The sequence below is a fragment of the Nonomuraea sp. NPDC050536 genome (assembly GCF_044457685.1).
GTDB lineage: Bacteria > Actinomycetota > Actinomycetes > Streptosporangiales > Streptosporangiaceae > Nonomuraea.
The window spans coordinates 151,732-171,870 of the sequence record NZ_JBITHD010000015.1; the positions used below are offsets into that span (position 1 = coordinate 151,732).

Below are 20,139 nucleotides of genomic sequence, written 5' to 3' on the forward strand. Positions count from 1 at the left end.
GGCACAGGGATGAACGACATCTATGTCACGCTCACCGGCAACGTGGCCGCCGAGCCGCGCCAGTACACCTTCGACGACGGTGTGAAGGTCACCTCGCTGCGGGTGCTGACCAACCATCGCTACTTCGACAAGAAGACCGGCCAGTGGACCGACGGGGAGCGGGTCGCGTTCGCCGTGCGCTGCTGGCGGGAGCTGGGCGACAACGTGGCCCAGTCGATCCGCGTCGGCCATCCGGTGGTGGTCTCGGGCAAGCTGCGCATCCGCGAGTTCGAAGGTGAGGAGGGCCGGCGCTTCATGGCCGAGGTGGAGGCCATCTCGGTGGGCCACAACCTGCGCTGGGGCACGGGCAGCTTCGCCAAGCCGGAACGCGGCGTCGCCACCCGCGAGCGCCGCGACCTCCTCGACGAGGACACCCAGGACTGGGCCATGGGCCCCGCCGTCGGTCATGGCGACCTCCGGGGAAGCACCGTCTCGGGTAGCGCTGGTAAGGCCGCCAACGTGGACGCAGCCGGTTATGGCTCTGACGTGGGGCAGAAGGGCGAGGGCCCTGGGGCGGCGTGGGAGAGGGATGCGGCCCCCACAACACGCGATCGCGAAGGCACCGACGTTGCGCAGAACGGCGAGGGGCCTGGTGCGGCGCGAGACGGTGGAGATCGTGGCGTGGTCCAGGGGAGCTCAGCACTGGAGCCAGGCTGCGAGGCGCCTGGCGCGGGGCAGGGGAGTGGAGGCTCAGCACTGGAGCCGGGCGGTGGGTCTGGCGAGACGCAGGGGAGTGGGGACTCGGGGATGGAGCCGCGTGAAGAGGGGCGGGCTGCCGAGGTCATGGGGATGCGGCGGCGAGGCCGTAAGGGCGGCGGCGATCGTGAGGGCGTCGGCGCGAGTGCGGCCGAGCCCGGGGCAGCGCGAGATGGCGGCGTGGAGGGAGACACCGGGAGGGCGGTGATGGAGGACCGGGTGGCCGCCTGAGGAGGAGGGGGCATCGGCCCACACATCGGTGCCCCAGAGTTCCGCTGAACCGTGCACCGAAAGGAGTGGCCGATGGCGTTGCCCGTGTCAGATGGCTAGAGCATCTGTCAGGTCCAGGTCACGCCCCGCACCATGGCTGCTCCTTTCCCAGCACGGCCCGCTCGCGGAGTGAGCGGCATCCCTTCGCGGACCACGTGGACGCACGTGGCCACGTTGCCCAAGGTAGCGGTTCCCGTCGCGCGTCGCACACTCCGCAACTATTGTGTTACACATCGTTAGTCAGGGAGGAGACGAGATGGCGGCGACCAGTCACACCTCGGTCAAGTCTCGCGACGGTGTGTCAACACTGGCCGGTCGATGGCCGCTGCTTGGACAGCGGCGCCCGCTCGTGGTCTACCTATGCGGGATCGTAACTCTGGATCTCGCTGCGATTGTGGTGTTTGCGACATCTACCGATTTTCGCTGGCATGACCTGCTGACCTTCCTGGCCCTGATGGGCTGTGGTGCCGTGTGCATCGAGGCCAGCCGCCGCCTGGGCATGCCGGCCGGTGTGTCGCGCGACCTGCTGTCGGCGTGGTGGCTGCCGGTGGTGTTGCTCCTGCCGCCGGTCTACGCGCTGTTCGCGCCGATCCTCCTCCAGGTGCTGCTGCAGTGGCGCGTGCGGGCGACCGTTCTCTATCGCAGGGTGTTCAGCTCGGCCGCGATCGGTCTGGCCGGCTGTACGGCCTCGGCGGCGTTCCACTGGCTGGTGCCAGACCCGGCCGTGCTGGCGCGGGGCGGGGGACTGCCGATCGTTTACGCGGTGGCGTGCGCGGTGCTGTTCGCCCTGCTCAACGCCGCTCTCATCGCGGTGGCCGCGCACACGGCCGACCCCGACACGCGCTGGCGTGAGGTGCTGTGGGACCGGGAGAGCCTGCTGCTCGACGTGGTGGAGCTCTGCCTGGGCGTCACGGTGGCGATCGCCTCCGGCCTCAACCTGGCGCTCCTGGTGCTCGCCCTGCCGCCGGTGGTCCTCCTCCAGCGCAGCCTCCTGCACGCTCAGCTCCAGGCCGCCGCGCGCACCGATCCCAAGACGGGCCTGCTCAACGCGGCCGCCTGGCAGCGGGAGGCCGACACGGAGATCGTCCGTGCTCGCCGTACCGGAGACACGCTGGCGCTGTTGATCATCGACATCGACCACTTCAAACGGGTCAACGACCGTCACGGCCACCTCGTCGGCGACCAGGTGCTGGTCGGGGTGGCGGCGACGTTGCGCAGCCAGCTGCGCGACTACGACGTGGTGGGGCGTTTCGGTGGCGAGGAGTTCGTCGTCCTGCTGCCGCGCGCCGACGTGCACGAGGCCCGCCGGGTCGCCGAACGCCTCAGGAGCCGCATCGGCCGCATGGCCGTGCCCGCGGACGACGCCATGATCACCGTGACGATCTCGGCCGGGGTGGCCATCATGAGCGTCCACGGCGACGACCTCATCGAGCTCCTGGCCGCCGCCGACCTGGCCCTCTACCGCGCCAAGGAACTCGGCCGCGACCGCATCTGCGTCCCCGCCGTCCAACCCCCCAAACCCCCAACCCCCCACCCATAACCCCCACCCGCCCAAACAACCTCTCCCCAAGCCTCCCCACCTCCCGCCGCCGCCCACCACACGAGGCCCCCTCCCCACGGGAGCCCGCCCACGGGAGCCCGCCCACGGGTTCCCCGCCGCACGGCACCCTCCGCACGGGTGCTCACGCACGGGGTTCTGCGCCGCACGGGGTGCCCGCCGCATGGCACACGGGTGTACGGCATGCGCGGCCACCCCGGACGCTCTCCGCTGTAGGGTCGCCCGCCGCAGGGGGTGCCAGCGTGTGGGTTCCGTGTTGCATGGGCTGGTTGCTGCGGTGCTTGCGGAGTCCGGTATGCGTCGCTGGCCTTGGGCGCTCTCTACCGCGCGGGCGCCTACTGCACGGGCGCCTAGTGCACGGGCGCCTAGTGCACGGGCGCCTAGTGCACGGGTGCCCGCTGGGCGGGTGCTTATCGCATGGGGCGTGAGGGTGGGCGGCTTGGCTCTCGGCGTTTTTGTGGGTTTGGGGTGAGGGGAGCGGGGATGAAGCTTGGGCGGGAACCCCTAAGCTAGAGAACATGCCCGAGTACATCTACACGTTGCAGCGCGTGCGCAAGGCGCATGGCGACAAGGTTGTCCTTGACGACGTCACGCTGTCGTTCCTGCCGGGAGCCAAGATCGGCGTCCTGGGCCCGAACGGTACCGGAAAGTCGACGCTGCTGCGCATGATGGCCGGTCTGGAGCAGCCGTCGAACGGTGATGCGAAGCTGATGCCCGGATTCACCGTGGGCATGTTGCAGCAGGAGCCCCCTCTCAACGAGGAGAAGACCGTGCTCGGCAACGTCCAGGAGGGCGTGGCCGACACGATGGCGAAGCTGGCGCGGTTCAACGAGATCGCCGAGCTGATGGCCACCGACTACAGCGACGCCCTGCTCGAGGAGATGGGCAAGCTGCAGGACGCGCTGGACCACCGCAACGCCTGGGACCTCGACTCCCAGCTGGAGCAGGCGATGGACGCGCTGCGCTGCCCGCCCCCCGACGCGGACGTGACGAAGCTGTCCGGAGGCGAGCGCCGCCGCGTGGCGCTGTGCAAGCTGCTGCTGGAGGCCCCCGACCTGCTGCTGCTCGACGAGCCCACCAACCACCTCGACGCCGAGAGCGTGCAGTGGCTGGAGTCGCACCTGGAGAAGTATGCGGGCACCGTGCTCGCCGTCACCCACGACCGCTACTTCCTCGACAACGTGGCCAACTGGATCCTCGAGCTCGACCGCGGCCGCTGCTACCCCTACGAGGGCAACTACTCCACCTACCTCGACATGAAGGCCCAGCGGCTCAAGGTCGAGGGCCAGAAGGACGTCAAGCGCAAGAAGCGCCTCGAGGACGAGCTCGAGTGGGTCCGTTCGAACCCGAAGGCCCGCCAGACCAAGTCCAAGGCCCGCCTCCAGCGCTACGAGGAGATGGCGGCCGAGGCCGACAAGCACCGCAAGCTGGACTTCGAGGAGATCCAGATCCCGCCGGGCCCGCGCCTGGGGACCACGGTGATCAGGTCCAACGACCTGTCCAAGGGTTTCGACGACCGGCTGCTCATGGAGAAGCTCACGTTCGATCTGCCCCGCAACGGCATCGTCGGCGTCATCGGCCCGAACGGCGTCGGCAAGACGACGCTGTTCCGCATGATCACCGGCACCGAGACGCCCGACACGGGGGCGATCACGGTCGGCGACACCGTCAAGATCTCCTACGCCGACCAGTCGCGCGGTGGCATCGACCCGAGCAAGAACGTCTGGGAGGTCGTCTCCGACGGGCTCGACCACATCAAGGTCGGCAACGTCGAGATGCCGTCCAGGGCCTACATCGCGGCGTTCGGCTTCAAGGGTCCTGACCAGCAGAAGAAGTCCGGCGTGCTGTCGGGCGGCGAGCGCAACCGGCTCAACCTGGCGCTCACCCTCAAGCAGGGCGGCAACGTCCTCCTGCTCGACGAGCCGACCAACGACCTCGACACCGAGACCCTGTCGTCGCTGGAGAACGCGCTGCTCGACTTCCCCGGCTGCGCGGTCATCACCTCGCACGACCGGTGGTTCCTCGACCGCATCGCCACCCACATCCTGGCGTGGGAGGAAGGCTCGAACTGGTTCTGGTTCGAGGGCAACTTCGCCGACTACGAGAAGAACAAGATCGAGCGCCTCGGCGCCGACGCCGCCCGCCCCCACCGCGTCACCTACCGCAAGCTCCACCGCGACTAGCGTGCTCGGCCTCGCCGTACAAGACCATCCGTGTACGGCGAGGCCAAAGAGCGGCTCGACGTCGAGCCGAGCATCGCGAGGAGCAACAGCATCACGCCGCCGAGGAGAAACGCGTTTCTGAAGATCCTCGCGGAGTCCGCCGACCTGTGGCGCGCCCGCCGTGCCCCGTCGAGCAGGGCGACCACGCACAGGATGACCGGTAGCGCCCCGGAGAGATAGGGCGCTCAGACCCCCTGGAGGGTGGCCTGGGGAGCGGGGCGGCGCCAGGGGCCGTGGAACAGGACGATGGCGGGGATGAACAGGATCAGGCAGCCGAGCGCCACCAGCAGCCACGTCTGCCAGTTCGTGGCCTCCACGACCCGCGGGATCACCAGCAGCCCGACGACCGCGATGGCCTTGGTGAGGAACCCGAACAGGCCCCACGCCGTGCCCTGCAGCCGCGGGTCCACGTCCTCGGCGTCCTCGGAGTAGTTGGCCATCCACGGCCCGTACGCCACCCCGAGCGACCCTCCGAGCAGCGCCCCGACCACCATGAGCTGCCCAGTCGACACGTCGTCCTGACCGAGGATGAGCGCCAGGTAGGCCGTCACGAGCACCGAGGCGATCGTCCCGCCCAGCGAGTACGGCTTGCGCAGCTGCGTACGGTCGGACACCCGCCCCACGATGATCAGCGTGATCAGGTTGAGGCTCCAGAACGCCGCCATGATCGTGGAGGCCTTGGCGGTGGTGATGCCGAGCGCGGTCGTCAGCATCGTCTGCCCGAACAGGGAAAGCGTGATGTAGAGGACGAGCCACAGCGGGATCCCCACCACGTGCGCCCAGATGTTGCGCCGGGCGAAGAGGGCCCGCATGCGCGGCGGCTGTGACAGGTCGACGACCTCGCTGGCGGCGCATTCGGTGTGCTGGATCCTGGCCCGCAGCTCGGGCGAGAGGTCGGCGATGTTGAAGGCGATCACCAGCGAGATGACCAGCGAGAGGCATCCCATGATGACGAACTGGGAGCGCCAGGAGTCGTGGAAGGCCGGCAGGGTGGCCCCGGCGATCGCGGCGGCCAGGAAGTTGGCGCCCACCGGCCCCCAGGTCCAGAAGCCGAAAGCCTGAGCGCGGCCCATCCTGGGCGAGAAGTCCCTGACCAGCGGGGCCGTGCTGGCCATCGCGACGCCGTCGACGAACGCCAGCAGGATCCGGGCGAGCAGCAGGTCGCGCGGGCTGTGCACGAGTGTCATGACGAAGCAGCACAGCCCCGTGAGCAGCATGAGCGGGACGAGCAGCCGCACCCGCCCGACCCGGTCGGTGAGCCGCCCGCCCAGGATCGAGGCGATGGCGCCGGCGATGGCGGCGGCGCCGGAGACCAGACCGTAGGTGGCCAGCGTCATGTGCAGGTCTTTGAGCAGGAGCGGGACGACGGGAGCGATCTGGCCCTCGTATGAGCCGATGAGGATGGCCAGCACGGCCATCGTGAGGATCTTCATGCGGCGCGAACCGGTGGGGTATTCGTCGAGTTCGCGGACGTAGAACAGCCTCATGTGGCCTGCCTTCCTCAAGTTCTAGAAGTAGGCTCTAGAATCCTTTTCTGGGAGACTCCTCCTCGGGGTCGCCCGAGTCAAGGGATGCAATGATTGGAATGTGATTCTAGGATTGGGTCCAAGAAAGGAGTCGTACGTGGATCTTGAACTCGACGGTCTGGAGGTCAGCTTCGACCACACGGCCGTGGCCGCGCCCCGGATCAGGGACCTGCTGCCGATCTACCGTGACCTGCTGGGCGGGGTGTACCTGGGTGGTGGCGACCACCCGGACAGCGGCTACCGGACGCTGCAACTGCAGTACGCCAACGGCAGCAAGGTCGAGCTGATGGAGCCGCTGGCCGGCTCGACGTTCTTCGACAGCTTCTTCGAGCTCACCCGCGGTCGCGGCGGGGTTCATCACCTGAACTTCCACGTCAGCGACATCGACGCCGCGGTGGCCCGGCTGACCGGGCGCGGCTACCGCCTGCACGGTCTCAACCTCGCCAACCCGCGCTGGCGCGAGGTCTTCCTGCACCCCAAGGAGGCCCACGGCGTGCTCATCCAGCTCGCGCAGCCGGGCCCGCGCGACCGCGAGCCGCGCCCGTCGCTCGAGGAGCTGCTGGCGGGCCGAGGCTGGCAGGGCAACGGGGTGCCAAGCCCATGAAGCCCGTCCCCAGGCCGACGCCCGAGACGCAGCCGTTCTGGGACGGCGCCGCCGCCGGGCAGCTGCGGATCCAGCGCTGCCTGGCCTGCGAGCGGCACTACTTCTACCCCCGGCCGAGCTGCCCGCGCTGCGGCTCCGAACGGGTCGAATGGGTCACCGCCAGCGGCCGCGGCACGCTCTACTCCTACGTGATCAACCATCGCCCTGCCCGCGGCTTCGAGGACGAGGCCCCCTACGTGATCGCCGTCGTGGAGCTGGAGGAGGGCGTCCGTATGATGACCAACCTCGTCGGCGTCGAGATCACGCCCGAGAACCTGCCCCTCGACCTGCCGCTGCGCGTGGTCTTCGAGCAGCGTGGCGACGTGTGGATCCCGCTGTGGGAGGTGGCGGCGTGAGCATCGTGATCGCCGGTGCCGCCGAAACCGACGAGGTGGGCCGCCTGCCGTACCACTCGACCCTGCAGCTGCACCTGGAGGCGGCGCGCAACGCGCTGGCCGACGCGGGGATGACCAAGGACGACATCGACGGCATCGCCACCGTGGGCACGCCGGGTCCCATCCAGGTCGCGCACGCGCTCGGCATCTCGCCGGCCTGGCTCGACGGCACCGCCGTGGGCGGCTCGTCGTTCCTGTTCCATGTACGGCATGCCGCCGCGGCCGTCTCGGCCGGGCTGTGCCGTACCGTGCTGATCACCCATGGGGAGTCGGGCAGGTCCCGCGTGGGGGCGGGGCGGCACGCGGTGGCGGCCGACTCGGTGTTCGGGCAGTTCGAGCTGCCCTACGGCGTTGTGGGGCCGCCGACGCTGTTCACACTGACGGCGCTGCGGTACATGAAGGAGACCGGGCTCACGCACGAGCAGCTGGCCGGGGTGGCGGTGGCGCAGCGGCGGTGGGCGTCGATGAACCCGCGGGCCATGTACCGTGACCCGATCACGGTCGAGGACGTGCTCGCCTCGCGGCTGGTCGCCTATCCGTTCCACCTGCTGGAGTGCTGCCTGGTCACCGACGGGGGCGGGGCGCTGATCGTCACCACCGCGGAGCGGGCCAGGCGCAGCCCGGTGCACCTGCTCGGGGCGGGCGAGGCGGCCGAATCGCCCGTCATCTCGCAGATGGAGGACTTCACCACGTCCAAGGCGTTCCGGATGTCGGGGGAGGCGGCCTTCCGCGAGGCCAAGATCTCGCACACGGACGTGGACCATCTCATGGTGTACGACGCCTTCGCCCACGTGCCGATCTACGGCCTGGAGGACCTCGGCTTCGTCGAGCGCGGGGAGGCCGGGGCCTTCATCGAGGAGGGCCACACCTCGCCCGGCGGGCGCCTGCCGATGAACACCAACGGAGGCGGGCTGTCGTACACCCACACCGGGATGTACGGCATGTTCGCCATCCAGGAGTCGGTCCGCCAGCTCCGCGGCGAGGCGGCGGCCCAGGTGCCCGACGTCGAGATCAGCGTCGTCCTCGGCAACGGCGGCATGTTCGCCTCGGCCGCCACCCTCGTCCTCGCCAACCACCTTTAGAGCAGGGTGTGCCAGGTGATGAGGGCGTCGAGGGCCTCCACCGTGGAGCCGGTGACCAGGAGCGGGTTGACCTCCAGGGACTCCAGGGGCTCGCCGAGGGATTCGGCGAGCGCGGCCAGGCGGGTCACGACGGCGGCGACGGCGTCGAGATCGGCCGGTGGGGTGCCGCGGGCGCCTGCCAGGAGGTGGGCGCCACGCAGCTCCGTCAACGCCTGCCGTACCTCGTGGTGGTCGACCGGCAGGACGCGCAGGGCCGTGTCGCGCAGGACCTCCACCCACACGCCGCCCAGGCCGACCGCGAGTGTGAGGCCCCAGGCGGGGTCACGGACGATGCCCACCAGCAGTTCCACGCCGCCCCTGCGGTGGGGCTGTACGAGGGCGTCAGCGCCCGGGAGGGCGCGGTAGGCGGCGGTGACCGCGTCGGGGGTGGCCAGGTCGAGGTGGACGCCGCCGACGTCGCTCTTGTGGCCGAGCCCGTCCGCGGACACCTTGAGCACGACCGGATACCCGAGTTCGTCCGCGGCTGCCACGGCCTCCTCCGCCGAGTGGACCAGCCGCGAGGGCACCACCGGTATCCCGGCCTCGCCCAGGAACGCGGCAGCGCGATGCTCCGCCCACACCCCCGCCCGATCGGGGAAGCCCTCCGGTACGGCGAGCGTGACGGGAGCGGGACCGCCGCCCGCCCGGGCACGGGCGTGCCACTCCGACCAGCGGGCGGCGGTGCCGATCGCCTGGATGCCGTGCTCGATGCCGCCGAGCACGTGCGGATAGCCGGTCTCCTGCTGGACCGTACGGCCGAACTCCGTGACGTCGGTGAGGACGTTGCTGACCGCCACCACCGGCACGGGCGAGCCCGCGATGGTCCTGGCGGTGGCCGAGTACGCGGCGAGCGTCGGGCCGGGATCCGCCGGAGCCAGCTTGGGCGGCTCCGACAGCAGCATCACCAGGTCGATGCCGGGATCCTGGGTCACCACCGCCAGGGCGCGGCTGAGCAGCGTCCGGTCGATGAGGATGTAGCCGGTGACGTCCAGCGGGTTCTGCACGGTGGCGAACGACGGCAGGAACTCCGCCAGCCGTTCCACCGTCCCGGGGGAGAAGGGCGGCAGCGTGAGCCCCTCGTCCTGGGCCCGGTCGGCGATGATCTCCGAGGCGCCGCCCGACGGGGTGACCACGCCGACGCGGCGGCCGGGCAGCGGCCCGGTGGTCGCGAGCAGCCCGGCGGTGATCATGAGATCCTCGAGCGAGCGTACCCGGATCACGCCGAGCTGACGGAACGCGGCGTCGATCACGTCGTCGTCGCCCACCAGCGCCCCGGTGTGCGCCTGCGCGGTGTGCGAGGCGAGCTCGCTGCGGCCGATCTTCAGCGCCACGATCGGCTTGCCGGCCAGCAGCGCCCTGCGCGCCACCCGGGAGAACTCGGCCGGGTTCCTGACCGACTCCAGGAACAGCGCGATGACCTTGGTGGCCGGATCGTCGACCAGGTAGTCGATCACATCGGTCACGCTGAGGACCGATTCGTTGCCCATCGACGTGAGCAGGCTGACCCCGATGTTCCGGGACAGGGCGAAGGCGAGGACCGAACTGGCCAGCGCCCCGCTCTGCAGCACCACGCCCACCGACCCGCGCAGCAGCGGGGAGGGAATCGGCAGGCCGTACGGTGTGACGGAGACGGCGGCGTTGATGAACCCGTTGCCGTTGGGACCGAGGATCGTCAGCGAGTGTTCCCTGGCCACCTCGACGACCTCGGCCTCCAGCGCGGCACCCTCAGGACCTGCCTCGCCGAAGCCCGCCGTGAGGATCACGTACGACCGGATGCCCAGCTTGGCGCCCTCCCGCAGCACGGGCAGCACCGCGCCCGTCGGCACCATGACGTACGCCAGGTCCACGGGCCCCGGGATCTCCGACAGGCTGCGGTGGGCGGGCATCCCGTGCACCACCCCGCCCCGCGGGTTGACCAGGTGCACCTCGCCGGCGAAGCCGTGGGTGCGCAGGTTGAGCAGCGTGCTGATGGACCAGCCCGACTTGTCGGTCGCCCCGACCAGGGCGATGGAACGCGGATTGAACAGATCTGCGACGCTCATGTCACTCCCCGATGGTGCCGAGCCGCACGTGACCCTTGATCAGGTTCCGCGCGATCGTCCGCCGCTGGATCTCGTCGGTGCCCTCGAAGATCCGCAGCAGCCGCAGCTCCCGATACCACCGCTCGATCGGCAGCTCCTTGGTGTAACCCATGCCGCCGTGGATCTGCAGCACCCGGTCGACCACCTGGTTGGCCATGACCGCCCCGTTGAGCTTGGCGATGGAGGAGGCGTGCCGCGCGTCCATGCCCTCCTGCACCCGCCAGGCCGCGTACAGCGTGAGCCACTTGGCCGCCTCGATCTCCACCTGCGAGTCCGCGATCATCCACTGGATCGCCTGGTACTCGGAGATCGTCTGTCCCATGGACTTGCGGATCTTGGCGTAGTCGATGGCCATGCCCAGCATCCGCTCGGCCGAGCCGATCGCCCTGGCCGGGATCATGTACCGGCCCTGCCCGATCCACTGCATCGCCAGGTCGAAACCCTTGCCCAGCTCCCCGAGGATGTTCTCCTCCGGCACCCGCACGTCCTGGAACACCAGCGAGGCGGGCCCCCACTCGCCCATCGTCGGGATCGGCTCCGAGCGCCACCCCATGTCCCTGTCGGCCAGGAAACAGGTCACTCCGTACGGCTCGGCCACGGCGAAGACCATGACGAAGTCGGCCTCGTTCCCGCCGGTGATGAACGTCTTCTCCCCGTTGATGACCCACTCGGCGCCGTCGCGCACGGCCCTGGCGCGGATGCTGCGGGCGTCGGAGCCCGCGCCCGGCTCGGTGATCGCGAAGCAGGAACGACGCTCGCCCTCGATCGTCGGGATCAGGTAGCGCTGCTTCTGCTCGTCGGTGCCCGCGTAGAGGATGTTGTCGGCCGAGCCGCCGAAGGAGAACGGGACGAAGGTCCTGCCCAGCTCCATCACGATGATCGCGGACATCACCGGGCCCAGCGCGGCCCCGCCGTACTCCTCGGGGGTGTTGATGCCCCAGAAGCCCATCTTCCTGGCCTTGGCCCGCAGGTCGCGGTGCACCTTGGGGTCGATGCCGGGGCGCCCGGCCCGCTCGTTGCGCAGTACATCGGGCTCCAGCGGCATGATCTCCTTCTCCACGAAGGACCGGACCGTGTCGCGGATCTGACGTTCCTCGGAGCTGAGTGAGAAGTCCATCGCCGCCTCCACAATTTCTAGAATGCTCCTCTAATAATAGGTTCTAGTCGAGGTGGCCCAGGTGTCAAGAATCAAGTTCTAGAATCGAGGGCATGGCACGCAAGTCCTCATGGGAGTGGAGTCGCACGGCGCAGACGCGCCAGAGCATGCTGCAGGCGGCGCGCGAGGTCTTCGCCGAGCACGGCTTCGCCGAGTCCAACGTCGCCGACGTGGTGGCCCGCGCGGGCTCCAGCGTCGGCAGTCTCTACCACCACTTCGGTGGCAAGACCGAGCTGTTCCTGGCGCTGTACGAGGACCACCAGGCCGCGCACGAGGACGCCTCGGCCTCCAGCGTGGCCAAGGCCAAGCAGGCCGGGGTGGACGACCCGGTCGAGCTGCTCATCGCGGGCGCGCGGGCCTACCTGGCCGGGGCCTGGGAGCGGCGGGACCTGGTCAGGCTCTTCATGGAGGGCGACGGGCCACCCGGCTTCGCGCTGATCCGCCGCACCCGGGGCCGCGAGTGGATCCGGCAGAACGCGGTCCTGCTCGGGGCCAGCGGTGACCCCATCGACCGCTTCATGGTCACCGTGCTGACCAGCATCGTCGGCGAAGCGGCGCGGGAGGTCGTCACCAGCGACACGGAAAAGGCGGCGCAGGAGGTCATCGACGCCGCGATGGTCCTCATCCGCCGCCTGGATCCGCTCAAGCCCCCCGAGTAGCCCGCCCGTGGTCGAGCACCACGGTGCCGTCGTCCTTGGCGGTGCGGAAGAGCACCCCGTCACCGTCGGCCCAGATCGAGACCGTCAATGACTCGCCGGGGAAGACCGGGCTGGTGAAGCGCCCCGACATCGCGCGGAGACCGCCCAGCGCGTGGAGCAGGGCCCGCCCGGTGATCCCGTACGTGCACAGGCCGTGCAGGATCGGACGGGGGAACCCGGCGCGGGCCGCGAATTCAGGATCCGAGTGCAGGGGGTTGTAGTCGCCCGACAGGCGATAAATCAGGGCCTGCTCGGGCTTGGTGTGATAAGTCACCGTATGGTCGGGATCCCTGGACGGCTCGGCCCACTCGGACCGTGGCCCCCGCGGACCGCCGAACCCGCCCTCGCCCCGGATGAACACCGCGCTCCTGCTGGTGATCACCGGCTCGCCGGTCGCCAGATCGACGGCCCTGGCCTCGGTCGTCACCAGCGCCCCCGATCCCTTGTCGTAGATCCCGGTCACGCGCGACGACGTGCGCACCCCGCCCGCGGGCGGCAGCTCCCGGTGCAGCTCGAAGGCCTGCTCGGCATGGACCAGCATGGCGGGATCGAAGTCGCCCAGCCGGCGCCCCGTCGGCGCCTGGGCGGCGAGCACCGCGAAGGTGGGAAGCGCCCGCTGGTCCTTCTCCGTCGTGTACGCCAGCTCGGAGGTCCCCGCGCCCACGCCGAGCGCGTACAGCATGGTGTCCTTGGCGGTCCAGGTCCGCTCGACCGGCTCGCTCTCGACGCCGATCAGGTCGTGGTCGAGTCCCATCGCCCTACTCCGGGATCCGGCCGTTGGTCAGGGCGTTCTTGGCGGCCTTGGCGACCAGGTCGGGGATCACCCCGCCCAGCTCGGCCGGGTCCCACCGGGTGCCCTTGTCCACGGCGGGGCCCGCGTGCCAGCCCTCGGCCACGCTGATCATCCCGGCCCGCACGTTGAACACCCGGCCGGTGATCCCGCGCGCCTCCCTGCTGGCCAGCCAGACCACCAGCGGCGCGATGTCGTCGGGGTCCGCGGTGGCCAGGCCGGAACCCTGCCCGGTGACCAGGTTCTCGGTCATCCGGGTCAGCGCCGCGGGCGCGATCGCGTTGACCGTCACGCCGTACCGCTCCAGCTCCTGCGCCGTGATGACCGTCAGCGCGGCGATGCCCGCCTTGGCCGCGCCGTAGTTGCCCTGCCCCGGATTGCCGTAGATGCCGGAGGAGGAGGTGGTGTTGATGATCCGGGCGTCCACCTCGTGTCCGGCCTTGGCCCTGGCCCGCCAGTAGGCCGCCGCGTGCCGCATCGGCGCGAACGTGCCGCGCAGGTGCACCCGGATCACCGCGTCCCATTCCTCGGCCGTCATGTTCACCAGCATCCGGTCGCGCAGGATGCCGGCGTTGTTGACCACCGCGTGCACGTCGCCGAAGTGGTCGATGGCCGCCTGCACCAGGCGTCCGGCGCCGTCGAAGTCGGAGACGTCCTCGCCGTTGACGATCGCCTCGCCGCCCAGCGCCCTGATCTCCTCGACGACCTCGTTGGCGGCGTCGGACGATCCGGTCCCGTCCACGGCCGCGCCCAGGTCGTTGACCACCACCCGGGCGCCCTGCCTGGCGAACTCCAGCGCGTGCCCGCGTCCGATGCCCCTGGCCGCGCCCGTGACGATGACGACGCGGTCCTCCATGATCCCGATCATCCGACCCACTCCTTGACCGACAGCCTGTGCGAACTAGATTCTAGTATTGGAATCTAGAAAGAGTAGAGCCTTGACCGTGGTCGTGGAAGGGCGGCGGGACCTGCGCTACGCCTGGCGGACCCTGTCCGTGGTGAGCCTGGCCAGCGTGCTCACCGGGCTGGGCGGCAGCGCGATCAACGTGGCGCTGCCCGAGATCGCCCGGCACACCCACGCCGACGCCGCGGCCGCGAGCTGGATCCTGCTCGCCTTCCAGCTGACCACCACCGTTCTCATGGTGACATTCGGCCGCCTCGCCGACATGTACGGCAGGCGGTCGATGTACCTGCTCGGGCTGGGAACCTACACGCTGGCCGCGTTACTGGCCGGGCTCGCACCCACCGCCTGGGCGATCGTCGGGCTCCGCGTGCTGCAGGCGGCCGGCGGGGGTGAAGGTGCTGCCGCTGTCGATCGCGGCGATGTTCGCCTCGGCGGGGTCCGGCTTCCTGCAGCGCCGGCTGAGCGCACGCGCGCTCGCGGCGGCCGGAGCCTCGATCACCACGGCCGGGCTGGTGCTGATGCTGGCCACGATCTCCTCGAGCGTGCCGTACCCCGTGCTGGCGGCGGCGACCGTGCTCATCGGGTTCGGATCGGGGGTGTTCCTGCCCTCCAACACCACCGTGATCCTGCACGGGCAGCCCTCCGACCGGCTGGGCATCGTCAACGCGATGCGGCTCATGCTGCAGAACACCGGCGTGGTCGTGGGCACCGCGCTGAACCTGTCGATCATCACGGCGCCGCTGCCCGCCGTCCTGCACGACCGGGTGTTCGCGGGGACCCTGACCGGCGGGCCGATCGAGCAGTTGGTCACCGGATACCGGTGGGCGCTGGCCTGCACGGCGGTCATCTCGGTGGTGAACGTGCTGGCGTGCCTGGCCCGGGGAAGGCGGAGCTGACCCCGGCCGGTACGGTGGCTGCCGTGGTTGCACAACGGCACGTCTTTCTGCGCATGGTCAGATTCGCGGACATCGACTCCCTCGGTCACGTGAACAACGTCCGCTTCCTCGACTACCTGGAGGACGCCCGGTTCGAGATGTTCCACCTGGACCCGCACCGCGCGGGGGAGGGGCCGTTCAAGGGCCTTGTGGTGGCCAAGCACGAGATCGAGTACCGCCGCCCGCTCGACTTCAGGGCCGAGCCCGTCAGGGTGGAGACCTGGGTGACCGAGATCAGGGCCGCCCGGTTCACGCTCGAGCACGAGATCCTCGACGACCACGACCTCTACGTCACCGCCAGGTCCGTCATCGTGGCCTACGACGTCGAGCGGGCCGCCCCGCGCCGCCTCAACGAGGACGAGCTCACGTATCTCACGAAATTCGCGTGAAAGATCAAGGTAGGCGGCGCTGGCTCATGCTGGCGTTAGGCGTCAACGCGCATGCCAGCGTCACCTTGGGATTATTCGGGCTCCCGCTGGTGATCCCCGACATCCAGCGTAACTTCGGCGTCTCGTTGCCCGTGGCGGGCGTCATCGCCAACGCCCCCAGCTTCGGGGTTCTGGCCGCCCTGGTCGTCTGGGGCCTGCTCGCCGACCGGCGCGGCGAGCGGCTCATCCTGGGCACGGGCGTCGGCGCCGCCGCCGTGCTGTTCGCCGCCGTGGCGATGGCCGGCTCCGCCTGGGCGGTGGTGACCCTGCTCGCGCTGGCCGGCGCGGCGGGCTCGGCCGCCATGGTGGGCGGCGGACGCATCGTGCTGCGCTGGTTCGAACCGCCGGAGCGCGGCGTCGCGATGGGTCTGCGCCAGGTGTCCTACACGCTCGGCATGGCGGTGGCCGCCTTCGTCCTGCCGCCGGTCTCCCACGCGCACGGCATCACCGGCGTGCTGCTCGTCTGCGCCGCGGTCAGCCTGGTCGCCGCCGTGCTGGCCGGGCTGTTCCTGGCCGAGCCGCCGCGGTCCCTGTCCAGCGGGCCCGCGGCTTCCGACGGCTCGCCGTACCGGCAGCGGTCGCTGTGGCGTGTGCACGCCACCAGCGGGCTGCACACGGTGCCCCAGGTGATCGTCAGCACGTACGGCGTGGCCTGCCTGGTGGGCCTCTACCGATGGGACAGCGTGGCCGCCGGGCAGCTGTTCGGCGTGGCGGCCATCGGCGGCGCGGCGGTCAGGATCGTGGTCGGCCGGTGGTCCGACCGGGTCGGGATGCGCATGGGGCCGCTGCGGCGGCTCACGCTCGGGACCGTGGCGGTGGTGTCGCTGCTCATCCTCGGCGTGGTCACCCGCTCCTGGCTGGGCCCCGTCATGCTCGCCCTGGCCACGGTGATCACGGTCGCGGGGAACGGCCTGGCCTACCTGAAGGCCGGCGAGCTGGCGGGACCAGGCTGGGCGGGCCGCGTGCTCGGCGTCCACAACAGCGTCCAGAACGTGGTCGCCCTGATCGTCACGCCGCTGGCCGGGCTCCTGATCGCAGGCCCCGGCTACGGCGCCGGCTTCGCCGCGGGTCTGGCCTGCGCCCTGATCTCACTCCCGCTCATCCCGGCCCGCGGCGAACGCGACCCCCGCTAAGCCTTCGGAGGTCAACCGGACAGCCAGGCCGCCGTGTCAGGAGGCAGACGGTCTCCGTCGAGGGGGCCGGAGGTCAGCAGGACCGCGGTGTGGGGCGGTAGCCGTACCGGATCGGTGCCGCAATTGATCGCGCAGGTCAGCAGGCCGCGGGTGAAGAAAAGCGCACCCTCGGGGGAAGCCAGCCACTCCAAGGCGTAAGGAATCGATCGCACCAGGTCACGGCGGCAGGACAGGGCTCGGCGGTAGAACTCGAGGGTGGAGTCGGGGTCCCCGCTCTGGCGCTCGGCGCTGAGTTCGGCGAATCCGGCCGGCTGCGGAAGCCAGGGTGCGACGCCGTCGGAGGAGAAACCGAAGGACCGGCTGCCGGTAGTCCAGGGAAGGGGCACCCGGCAGCCGTCCCGCCCTGGGATCTTGCCCTTGGATCGGGCGAAAACGGGATCCTGGCGAGCCTCCGGGGGAAGATCCTCTACCTCGGGTAGGCCAAGTTCCTCCCCCTGGTAGAGATATACCGACCCGGGAAGCGCGAGCATTGTCAGTAATGCGGCTTTTGCCCGCATGAGTCCAGTTCCGGGATCGGCGGTTGCGTAGCGCGTCCGGTGGCGCACCACGTCATGGTTGGACAGCACCCAGGTGGCGAACGGCACCGCCGCCAGCGTGTCGTCGATCACCTTCTTGAAGGCCTGCGCCGACCAAGGGGCCAGCAGCCAGGCGAAGTTGAAGCTCTGCTGGAGCTCGTCAGGCCGCACGTACCGCGCGAGATCCCCGGCGCTGTCGGTCCACACCTCGCCCACGGCCATCCGCTCGCCCGGATAGGAGTCGAGCACCTTGCGCCACGCGCGGTAGACGCCGTGCACCTCGGGCTGCCCCCACACCGGCGAGTGCGACTTGAACGACTGGTCCTTGACGTCCGGCAGGCCCTCGGCCTTGTACAGCCCCATCGCCACGTCGATGCGGAACCCGTCGACACCCCTGTCCAGCCAGAACCGCAGGATGTCGAGGAACTCCTCGTGCACCGCAGGGTTGCGCCAGTTGAAGTCCGGCTGCTCGGGCGCGAACAGATGCAGGTACCACGATCCGTCGGCGACCCGCGTCCAGGCCGGCCCGCCGAAGGTCGACTGCCAGTTGTTCGGCTCGTCGGCGAAGACGTACCGGTCGCGCAGCCCCTGGCGGAACCACGGGTGCCGGTCGGAGCTGTGGTTGGGCACGATGTCGACGATCACCCGCAGCCCCACCTCGTGCGCGTCGCCCACCAGCGCTTCGAAGTCGCCCAGCGTGCCGAACAGCGGGTCGACATCCCGGTAGTCGGCCACGTCGTACCCGCCGTCGGCCATCGGCGAGGGATAGAAGGGCGTCAGCCAGATGGCGTCGACGCCCAGTTCCTTCAGGTACGGCAGGCGTTCCCTGATCCCGGGCAGGTCACCCACGCCGTCGCCCGAGGCGTCGGCGAAACTGCGGACATAGATCTCGTAGACGACGGCATCACGCCACCAGGGGATATCCATGTGGCGTGTATTGCCCGTTATGTCGGCGAGTTCACCAGGCTTTGCGCCGCGTAGACGAGATAGTCCCACAGCCGGGTCTCCTGCTCGGGAGCCAGCTCCAGCGACTGGACCGCGTCGTGCATGTGCTTGAGCCACGCGTCGCGCTCGGCCTCGCCGATGACGAACGGCATGTGCCGCATCCGCAGCCGCGGATGGCCGCGCTCCTGGCTGTAGGTGTTCGGCCCGCCCCAGTACTGGATGAGGAACCCGCGGAGCCGCTCTTCCGCGCCCGCGAGGTCTTCCTCGGGGTAGAGGGGGCGCAGCAGCGGATCCTCGGCGACTCCTTCGTAGAAGGCGTGCACGAGCCGCCGGAAGGTCTCCTCGCCCCCGACGGCCTCATAGAAGGAGGTTTCTGTCACCCGATTAGCCTATGCGCTGGCGGCCATGGCGATGCCCGCCGAGTCGAGTGCCGACTTCACCCGCAGCCTCAGCTCCCTGGCCACCTGGGCCTGCTGGGCGGGCAGCGTCTTGGCCGAGATCCTGAACACCATCGAGCTGTCGGACAGCTGTTCGACGCCGAACACCGACGGCTCCTCCACGATCATCGTCTCGCGGAACTCGGGGTCGCCCCAGATCTCGTCCGCCACCTTGTCGAGCAGCGCCCGGACGGCGGGGACGTCGCTGTCGTAGGCGACGGGGACGTCGAGGTAGGCGCGCGACCAGCCCTGCGACTCGTTGCCCACGCGGGTGATGGTGCCGTTGCGGACGTACCAGACGCGGCCGTCGGCGTCGCGCAGCCGGGTGACGCGCAGGGTGACGGCCTCGACCGTGCCGGAGGCGGCCCCCGCGTCGATCACGTCGCCCACGCCGTACTGGTCCTCCAGCAGCATGAACATGCCGGCGATGAAGTCCTTGACCAGCTCCTGCGCGCCGAAGCCGATGGCCACGCCGAGGATGCCGACGCTGGTCAGCAGCGGCGCGATCGGGATGGTGAGCCGGTCGAGCACGGTCAGCACGGCGGTGCCCATCACGACGATGGAGGCGACGTGCTTGAGCACCGAGCCCATCGTCTCGGCGCGCTGCTTGCGCCGCTCGTGGAGGAGCGCGTCGATGCCTTCGGTCGCGCCGTTGCCCTTGCGGAAGCGGCCGGTGATCGACGATCCGGTCGCCGCTTGGTTGACGACCCTGGTGATCAAGCGATGTGTGATGTTCCGCACAACGAACGCCAGGATCAGGATCAGGACAATGGTGATGCCGCTGGCGACCAGGGGAGCCCACGGCGCATTCCCGAACACCCCGACGAGAGTAGAGCAGATGCTGTCGCCACCACAGCTCAGAGCGAGCTGGGAGCCCATCTTCTCGAGGCCTTCCATAGGCGACGTGAACACTGGCGAGATCCTCCTAGGAAACGGTTCGGTCGGCGGCTTTAGGCCGTTTAGACCCAAAATCTACCGCCGACCGAACCGGCCGCCGTCACATCACGCCGGGGAAGACGGGGTCGTCAGGGCCCGGGGCCGCGGAGGGCGGGCCTTGACGCTCCGGTGACGGGCGGCTCGGACGGGACACACACCCGGAAGCATGTCCCGTACCGTTCCTATGCTTTATGTGTTCCTGCGATCTTTCGTGGAAGCCGGAACCGGCGGGATGCCCAGGGCCCCTGCGTACAGGAGGCCCTCCGCACCGGGCATCCCGCCGGCTCCGTGTGGCCGCCGTGGGTGCGGTGAGCCAGGGTGGCTGCGCTCCACCCGAGTCACCGCCTCGTCACTCCCCCACCGCGGCGAGCACGCGCGCGACCTTGGTCGCGGCTCCAGCCGGGTCGTCGGCCGTGTGCATCCGCTCACCCCAGGACCAGCAGTACCACCAGTCGGGGATGTCGGAGACATCAGTCGGTCGGCAGGTGACGTTCTCGGACAGGCTGGTCGCGTTGGGGTTGATGACCCTGACGAAGAGCCGGCCTGTCTGTGTGCGGACCACTCTGGCGAGCAATCCGCGGGCTCCGAGCTCTGAGACCAGTCGCTCTAGGTGCCCGAAGTTGTCGTCCCCCACCTCGTCCCTCCCTTTGT

At 69.8% G+C, this 20,139-nt stretch carries 21 protein-coding genes and 1 pseudogene; 12 read left to right on the forward strand and 10 right to left on the reverse strand.

Translation table 11 applies throughout. The annotated features are described in order from the left end of the window. Positions 1 to 9 precede the first annotated feature (9 nt). From ACIBHX_RS35245 to ACIBHX_RS35260, 4 genes are all read left to right on the forward strand, one after another. Positions 10 to 966 (forward strand): single-stranded DNA-binding protein, encoded by a 957-nt coding sequence (locus ACIBHX_RS35245; protein ID WP_397071753.1) that lies wholly within the window; start codon positions 10 to 12, stop codon positions 964 to 966. A gap of 508 nt (positions 967 to 1,474) precedes the next feature. Beyond that, positions 1,475 to 2,545 carry a GGDEF domain-containing protein gene (locus ACIBHX_RS35250; protein WP_397071754.1) on the forward strand — a complete coding sequence of 357 codons (1,071 nt, stop codon included), beginning with the start codon at positions 1,475 to 1,477 and terminating at the stop codon, positions 2,543 to 2,545. Between the two features lie 536 nt (positions 2,546 to 3,081). Then, entirely contained in the window at positions 3,082 to 4,746 is a 1,665-nt protein-coding gene (gene ettA, locus ACIBHX_RS35255; RefSeq protein ID WP_397071755.1) for an energy-dependent translational throttle protein EttA, read from the forward strand. A gap of 30 nt (positions 4,747 to 4,776) precedes the next feature. Next, complete coding sequence (locus ACIBHX_RS35260) at positions 4,777 to 4,965, forward strand: hypothetical protein (protein WP_397071756.1); 189 nt, start codon at positions 4,777 to 4,779, stop codon at positions 4,963 to 4,965. A 5-nt stretch (positions 4,966 to 4,970) separates the two neighbouring features. On the opposite strand, the gene ACIBHX_RS35265 is transcribed toward ACIBHX_RS35260, so the two are convergent. Further along, positions 4,971 to 6,272, reverse strand: coding sequence for an MFS transporter (locus tag ACIBHX_RS35265; RefSeq protein WP_397071757.1), 1,302 nt, complete (start codon positions 6,270 to 6,272; stop codon positions 4,971 to 4,973). 136 nt (positions 6,273 to 6,408) lie between these two features. Between ACIBHX_RS35265 and ACIBHX_RS35270 the strand changes: the two genes are divergently transcribed. Genes ACIBHX_RS35270 through ACIBHX_RS35280 form a run of 3 tightly spaced genes read left to right on the forward strand, consistent with a single transcriptional unit; the run spans position 6,409 to position 8,431 of the window. Further along, positions 6,409 to 6,915 (forward strand): VOC family protein, encoded by a 507-nt coding sequence (locus ACIBHX_RS35270; protein ID WP_397071758.1) that lies wholly within the window; start codon positions 6,409 to 6,411, stop codon positions 6,913 to 6,915. After that, complete coding sequence (locus tag ACIBHX_RS35275; RefSeq protein ID WP_397071759.1) at positions 6,912 to 7,310, forward strand: Zn-ribbon domain-containing OB-fold protein; 399 nt, start codon at positions 6,912 to 6,914, stop codon at positions 7,308 to 7,310. Before ACIBHX_RS35270 ends, ACIBHX_RS35275 begins: the two co-directional genes overlap by 4 nt. Beyond that, entirely contained in the window at positions 7,307 to 8,431 is a 1,125-nt protein-coding gene (locus ACIBHX_RS35280) for a thiolase C-terminal domain-containing protein (protein ID WP_397071760.1), read from the forward strand. The genes ACIBHX_RS35275 and ACIBHX_RS35280 overlap by 4 nt, the downstream gene beginning before the upstream one ends. On the opposite strand, the gene ACIBHX_RS35285 is transcribed toward ACIBHX_RS35280, so the two are convergent. Continuing rightward, positions 8,428 to 10,512 (reverse strand): acetate--CoA ligase family protein, encoded by a 2,085-nt coding sequence (locus ACIBHX_RS35285; protein ID WP_397071761.1) that lies wholly within the window; start codon positions 10,510 to 10,512, stop codon positions 8,428 to 8,430. The two genes, ACIBHX_RS35280 and ACIBHX_RS35285, sit on opposite strands and share 4 nt — an antisense overlap. Before the next feature lies 1 nt (position 10,513). After that, on the reverse strand, positions 10,514 to 11,668 hold the full coding sequence (locus tag ACIBHX_RS35290) for an acyl-CoA dehydrogenase family protein (RefSeq protein ID WP_397071762.1): 1,155 nt from the start codon (positions 11,666 to 11,668) through the stop codon (positions 10,514 to 10,516). 92 nt (positions 11,669 to 11,760) lie between these two features. Here ACIBHX_RS35290 and ACIBHX_RS35295 point away from each other — a divergent pair, with 92 nt between their 5' ends. Continuing rightward, entirely contained in the window at positions 11,761 to 12,366 is a 606-nt protein-coding gene (locus ACIBHX_RS35295; RefSeq protein ID WP_397071763.1) for a TetR/AcrR family transcriptional regulator, read from the forward strand. On the opposite strand, the gene ACIBHX_RS35300 is transcribed toward ACIBHX_RS35295, so the two are convergent. The 3 genes from ACIBHX_RS35300 to ACIBHX_RS35310 form a co-directional block, all read right to left on the reverse strand. Beyond that, positions 12,350 to 13,159, reverse strand: coding sequence for a MaoC/PaaZ C-terminal domain-containing protein (locus ACIBHX_RS35300; protein WP_397071764.1), 810 nt, complete (start codon positions 13,157 to 13,159; stop codon positions 12,350 to 12,352). The two genes, ACIBHX_RS35295 and ACIBHX_RS35300, sit on opposite strands and share 17 nt — an antisense overlap. Before the next feature lie 4 nt (positions 13,160 to 13,163). Next, positions 13,164 to 14,063, reverse strand: a complete 900-nt coding sequence (locus ACIBHX_RS35305; RefSeq protein ID WP_397071765.1) for an SDR family oxidoreductase — start codon at positions 14,061 to 14,063, stop codon at positions 13,164 to 13,166. A 105-nt stretch (positions 14,064 to 14,168) separates the two neighbouring features. Beyond that, positions 14,169 to 14,336 carry a hypothetical protein gene (locus ACIBHX_RS35310; RefSeq protein ID WP_397071879.1) on the reverse strand — a complete coding sequence of 56 codons (168 nt, stop codon included), beginning with the start codon at positions 14,334 to 14,336 and terminating at the stop codon, positions 14,169 to 14,171. Here ACIBHX_RS35310 and ACIBHX_RS35315 point away from each other — a divergent pair. The 4 genes and pseudogenes from ACIBHX_RS35315 to ACIBHX_RS35330 all read left to right on the forward strand — a co-directional run. After that, positions 14,257 to 14,430: pseudogene (locus ACIBHX_RS35315) on the forward strand (MFS transporter); the annotation flags it as partial. The gene ACIBHX_RS35310 and the pseudogene ACIBHX_RS35315 overlap by 80 nt on opposite strands. Before the next feature lie 58 nt (positions 14,431 to 14,488). Then, positions 14,489 to 14,995 (forward strand): hypothetical protein, encoded by a 507-nt coding sequence (locus tag ACIBHX_RS35320; protein WP_397071880.1) that lies wholly within the window; start codon positions 14,489 to 14,491, stop codon positions 14,993 to 14,995. Positions 14,996 to 15,048: 53 nt separating this feature from the next. Continuing rightward, positions 15,049 to 15,423 (forward strand): acyl-CoA thioesterase, encoded by a 375-nt coding sequence (locus ACIBHX_RS35325; protein WP_397071871.1) that lies wholly within the window; start codon positions 15,049 to 15,051, stop codon positions 15,421 to 15,423. Next, positions 15,420 to 16,595 (forward strand): MFS transporter, encoded by a 1,176-nt coding sequence (locus tag ACIBHX_RS35330; protein WP_397071766.1) that lies wholly within the window; start codon positions 15,420 to 15,422, stop codon positions 16,593 to 16,595. The genes ACIBHX_RS35325 and ACIBHX_RS35330 overlap by 4 nt, the downstream gene beginning before the upstream one ends. Before the next feature lie 11 nt (positions 16,596 to 16,606). On the opposite strand, the gene ACIBHX_RS35335 is transcribed toward ACIBHX_RS35330, so the two are convergent. The 4 genes from ACIBHX_RS35335 to ACIBHX_RS35350 all read right to left on the reverse strand — a co-directional run bounded on the left by ACIBHX_RS35335 (position 16,607) and on the right by ACIBHX_RS35350 (position 20,122). Then, positions 16,607 to 18,097 carry an alpha-amylase family glycosyl hydrolase gene (locus ACIBHX_RS35335; protein WP_397071767.1) on the reverse strand — a complete coding sequence of 497 codons (1,491 nt, stop codon included), beginning with the start codon at positions 18,095 to 18,097 and terminating at the stop codon, positions 16,607 to 16,609. A 17-nt stretch (positions 18,098 to 18,114) separates the two neighbouring features. Beyond that, entirely contained in the window at positions 18,115 to 18,495 is a 381-nt protein-coding gene (locus ACIBHX_RS35340) for a globin (protein WP_397071768.1), read from the reverse strand. Positions 18,496 to 18,504: 9 nt separating this feature from the next. Next, positions 18,505 to 19,371 carry a mechanosensitive ion channel family protein gene (locus ACIBHX_RS35345; RefSeq protein ID WP_397071769.1) on the reverse strand — a complete coding sequence of 289 codons (867 nt, stop codon included), beginning with the start codon at positions 19,369 to 19,371 and terminating at the stop codon, positions 18,505 to 18,507. Positions 19,372 to 19,837: 466 nt separating this feature from the next. After that, positions 19,838 to 20,122, reverse strand: a complete 285-nt coding sequence (locus ACIBHX_RS35350; protein ID WP_397071770.1) for a hypothetical protein — start codon at positions 20,120 to 20,122, stop codon at positions 19,838 to 19,840. Between the last annotated feature and the right edge of the window lie 17 nt (positions 20,123 to 20,139).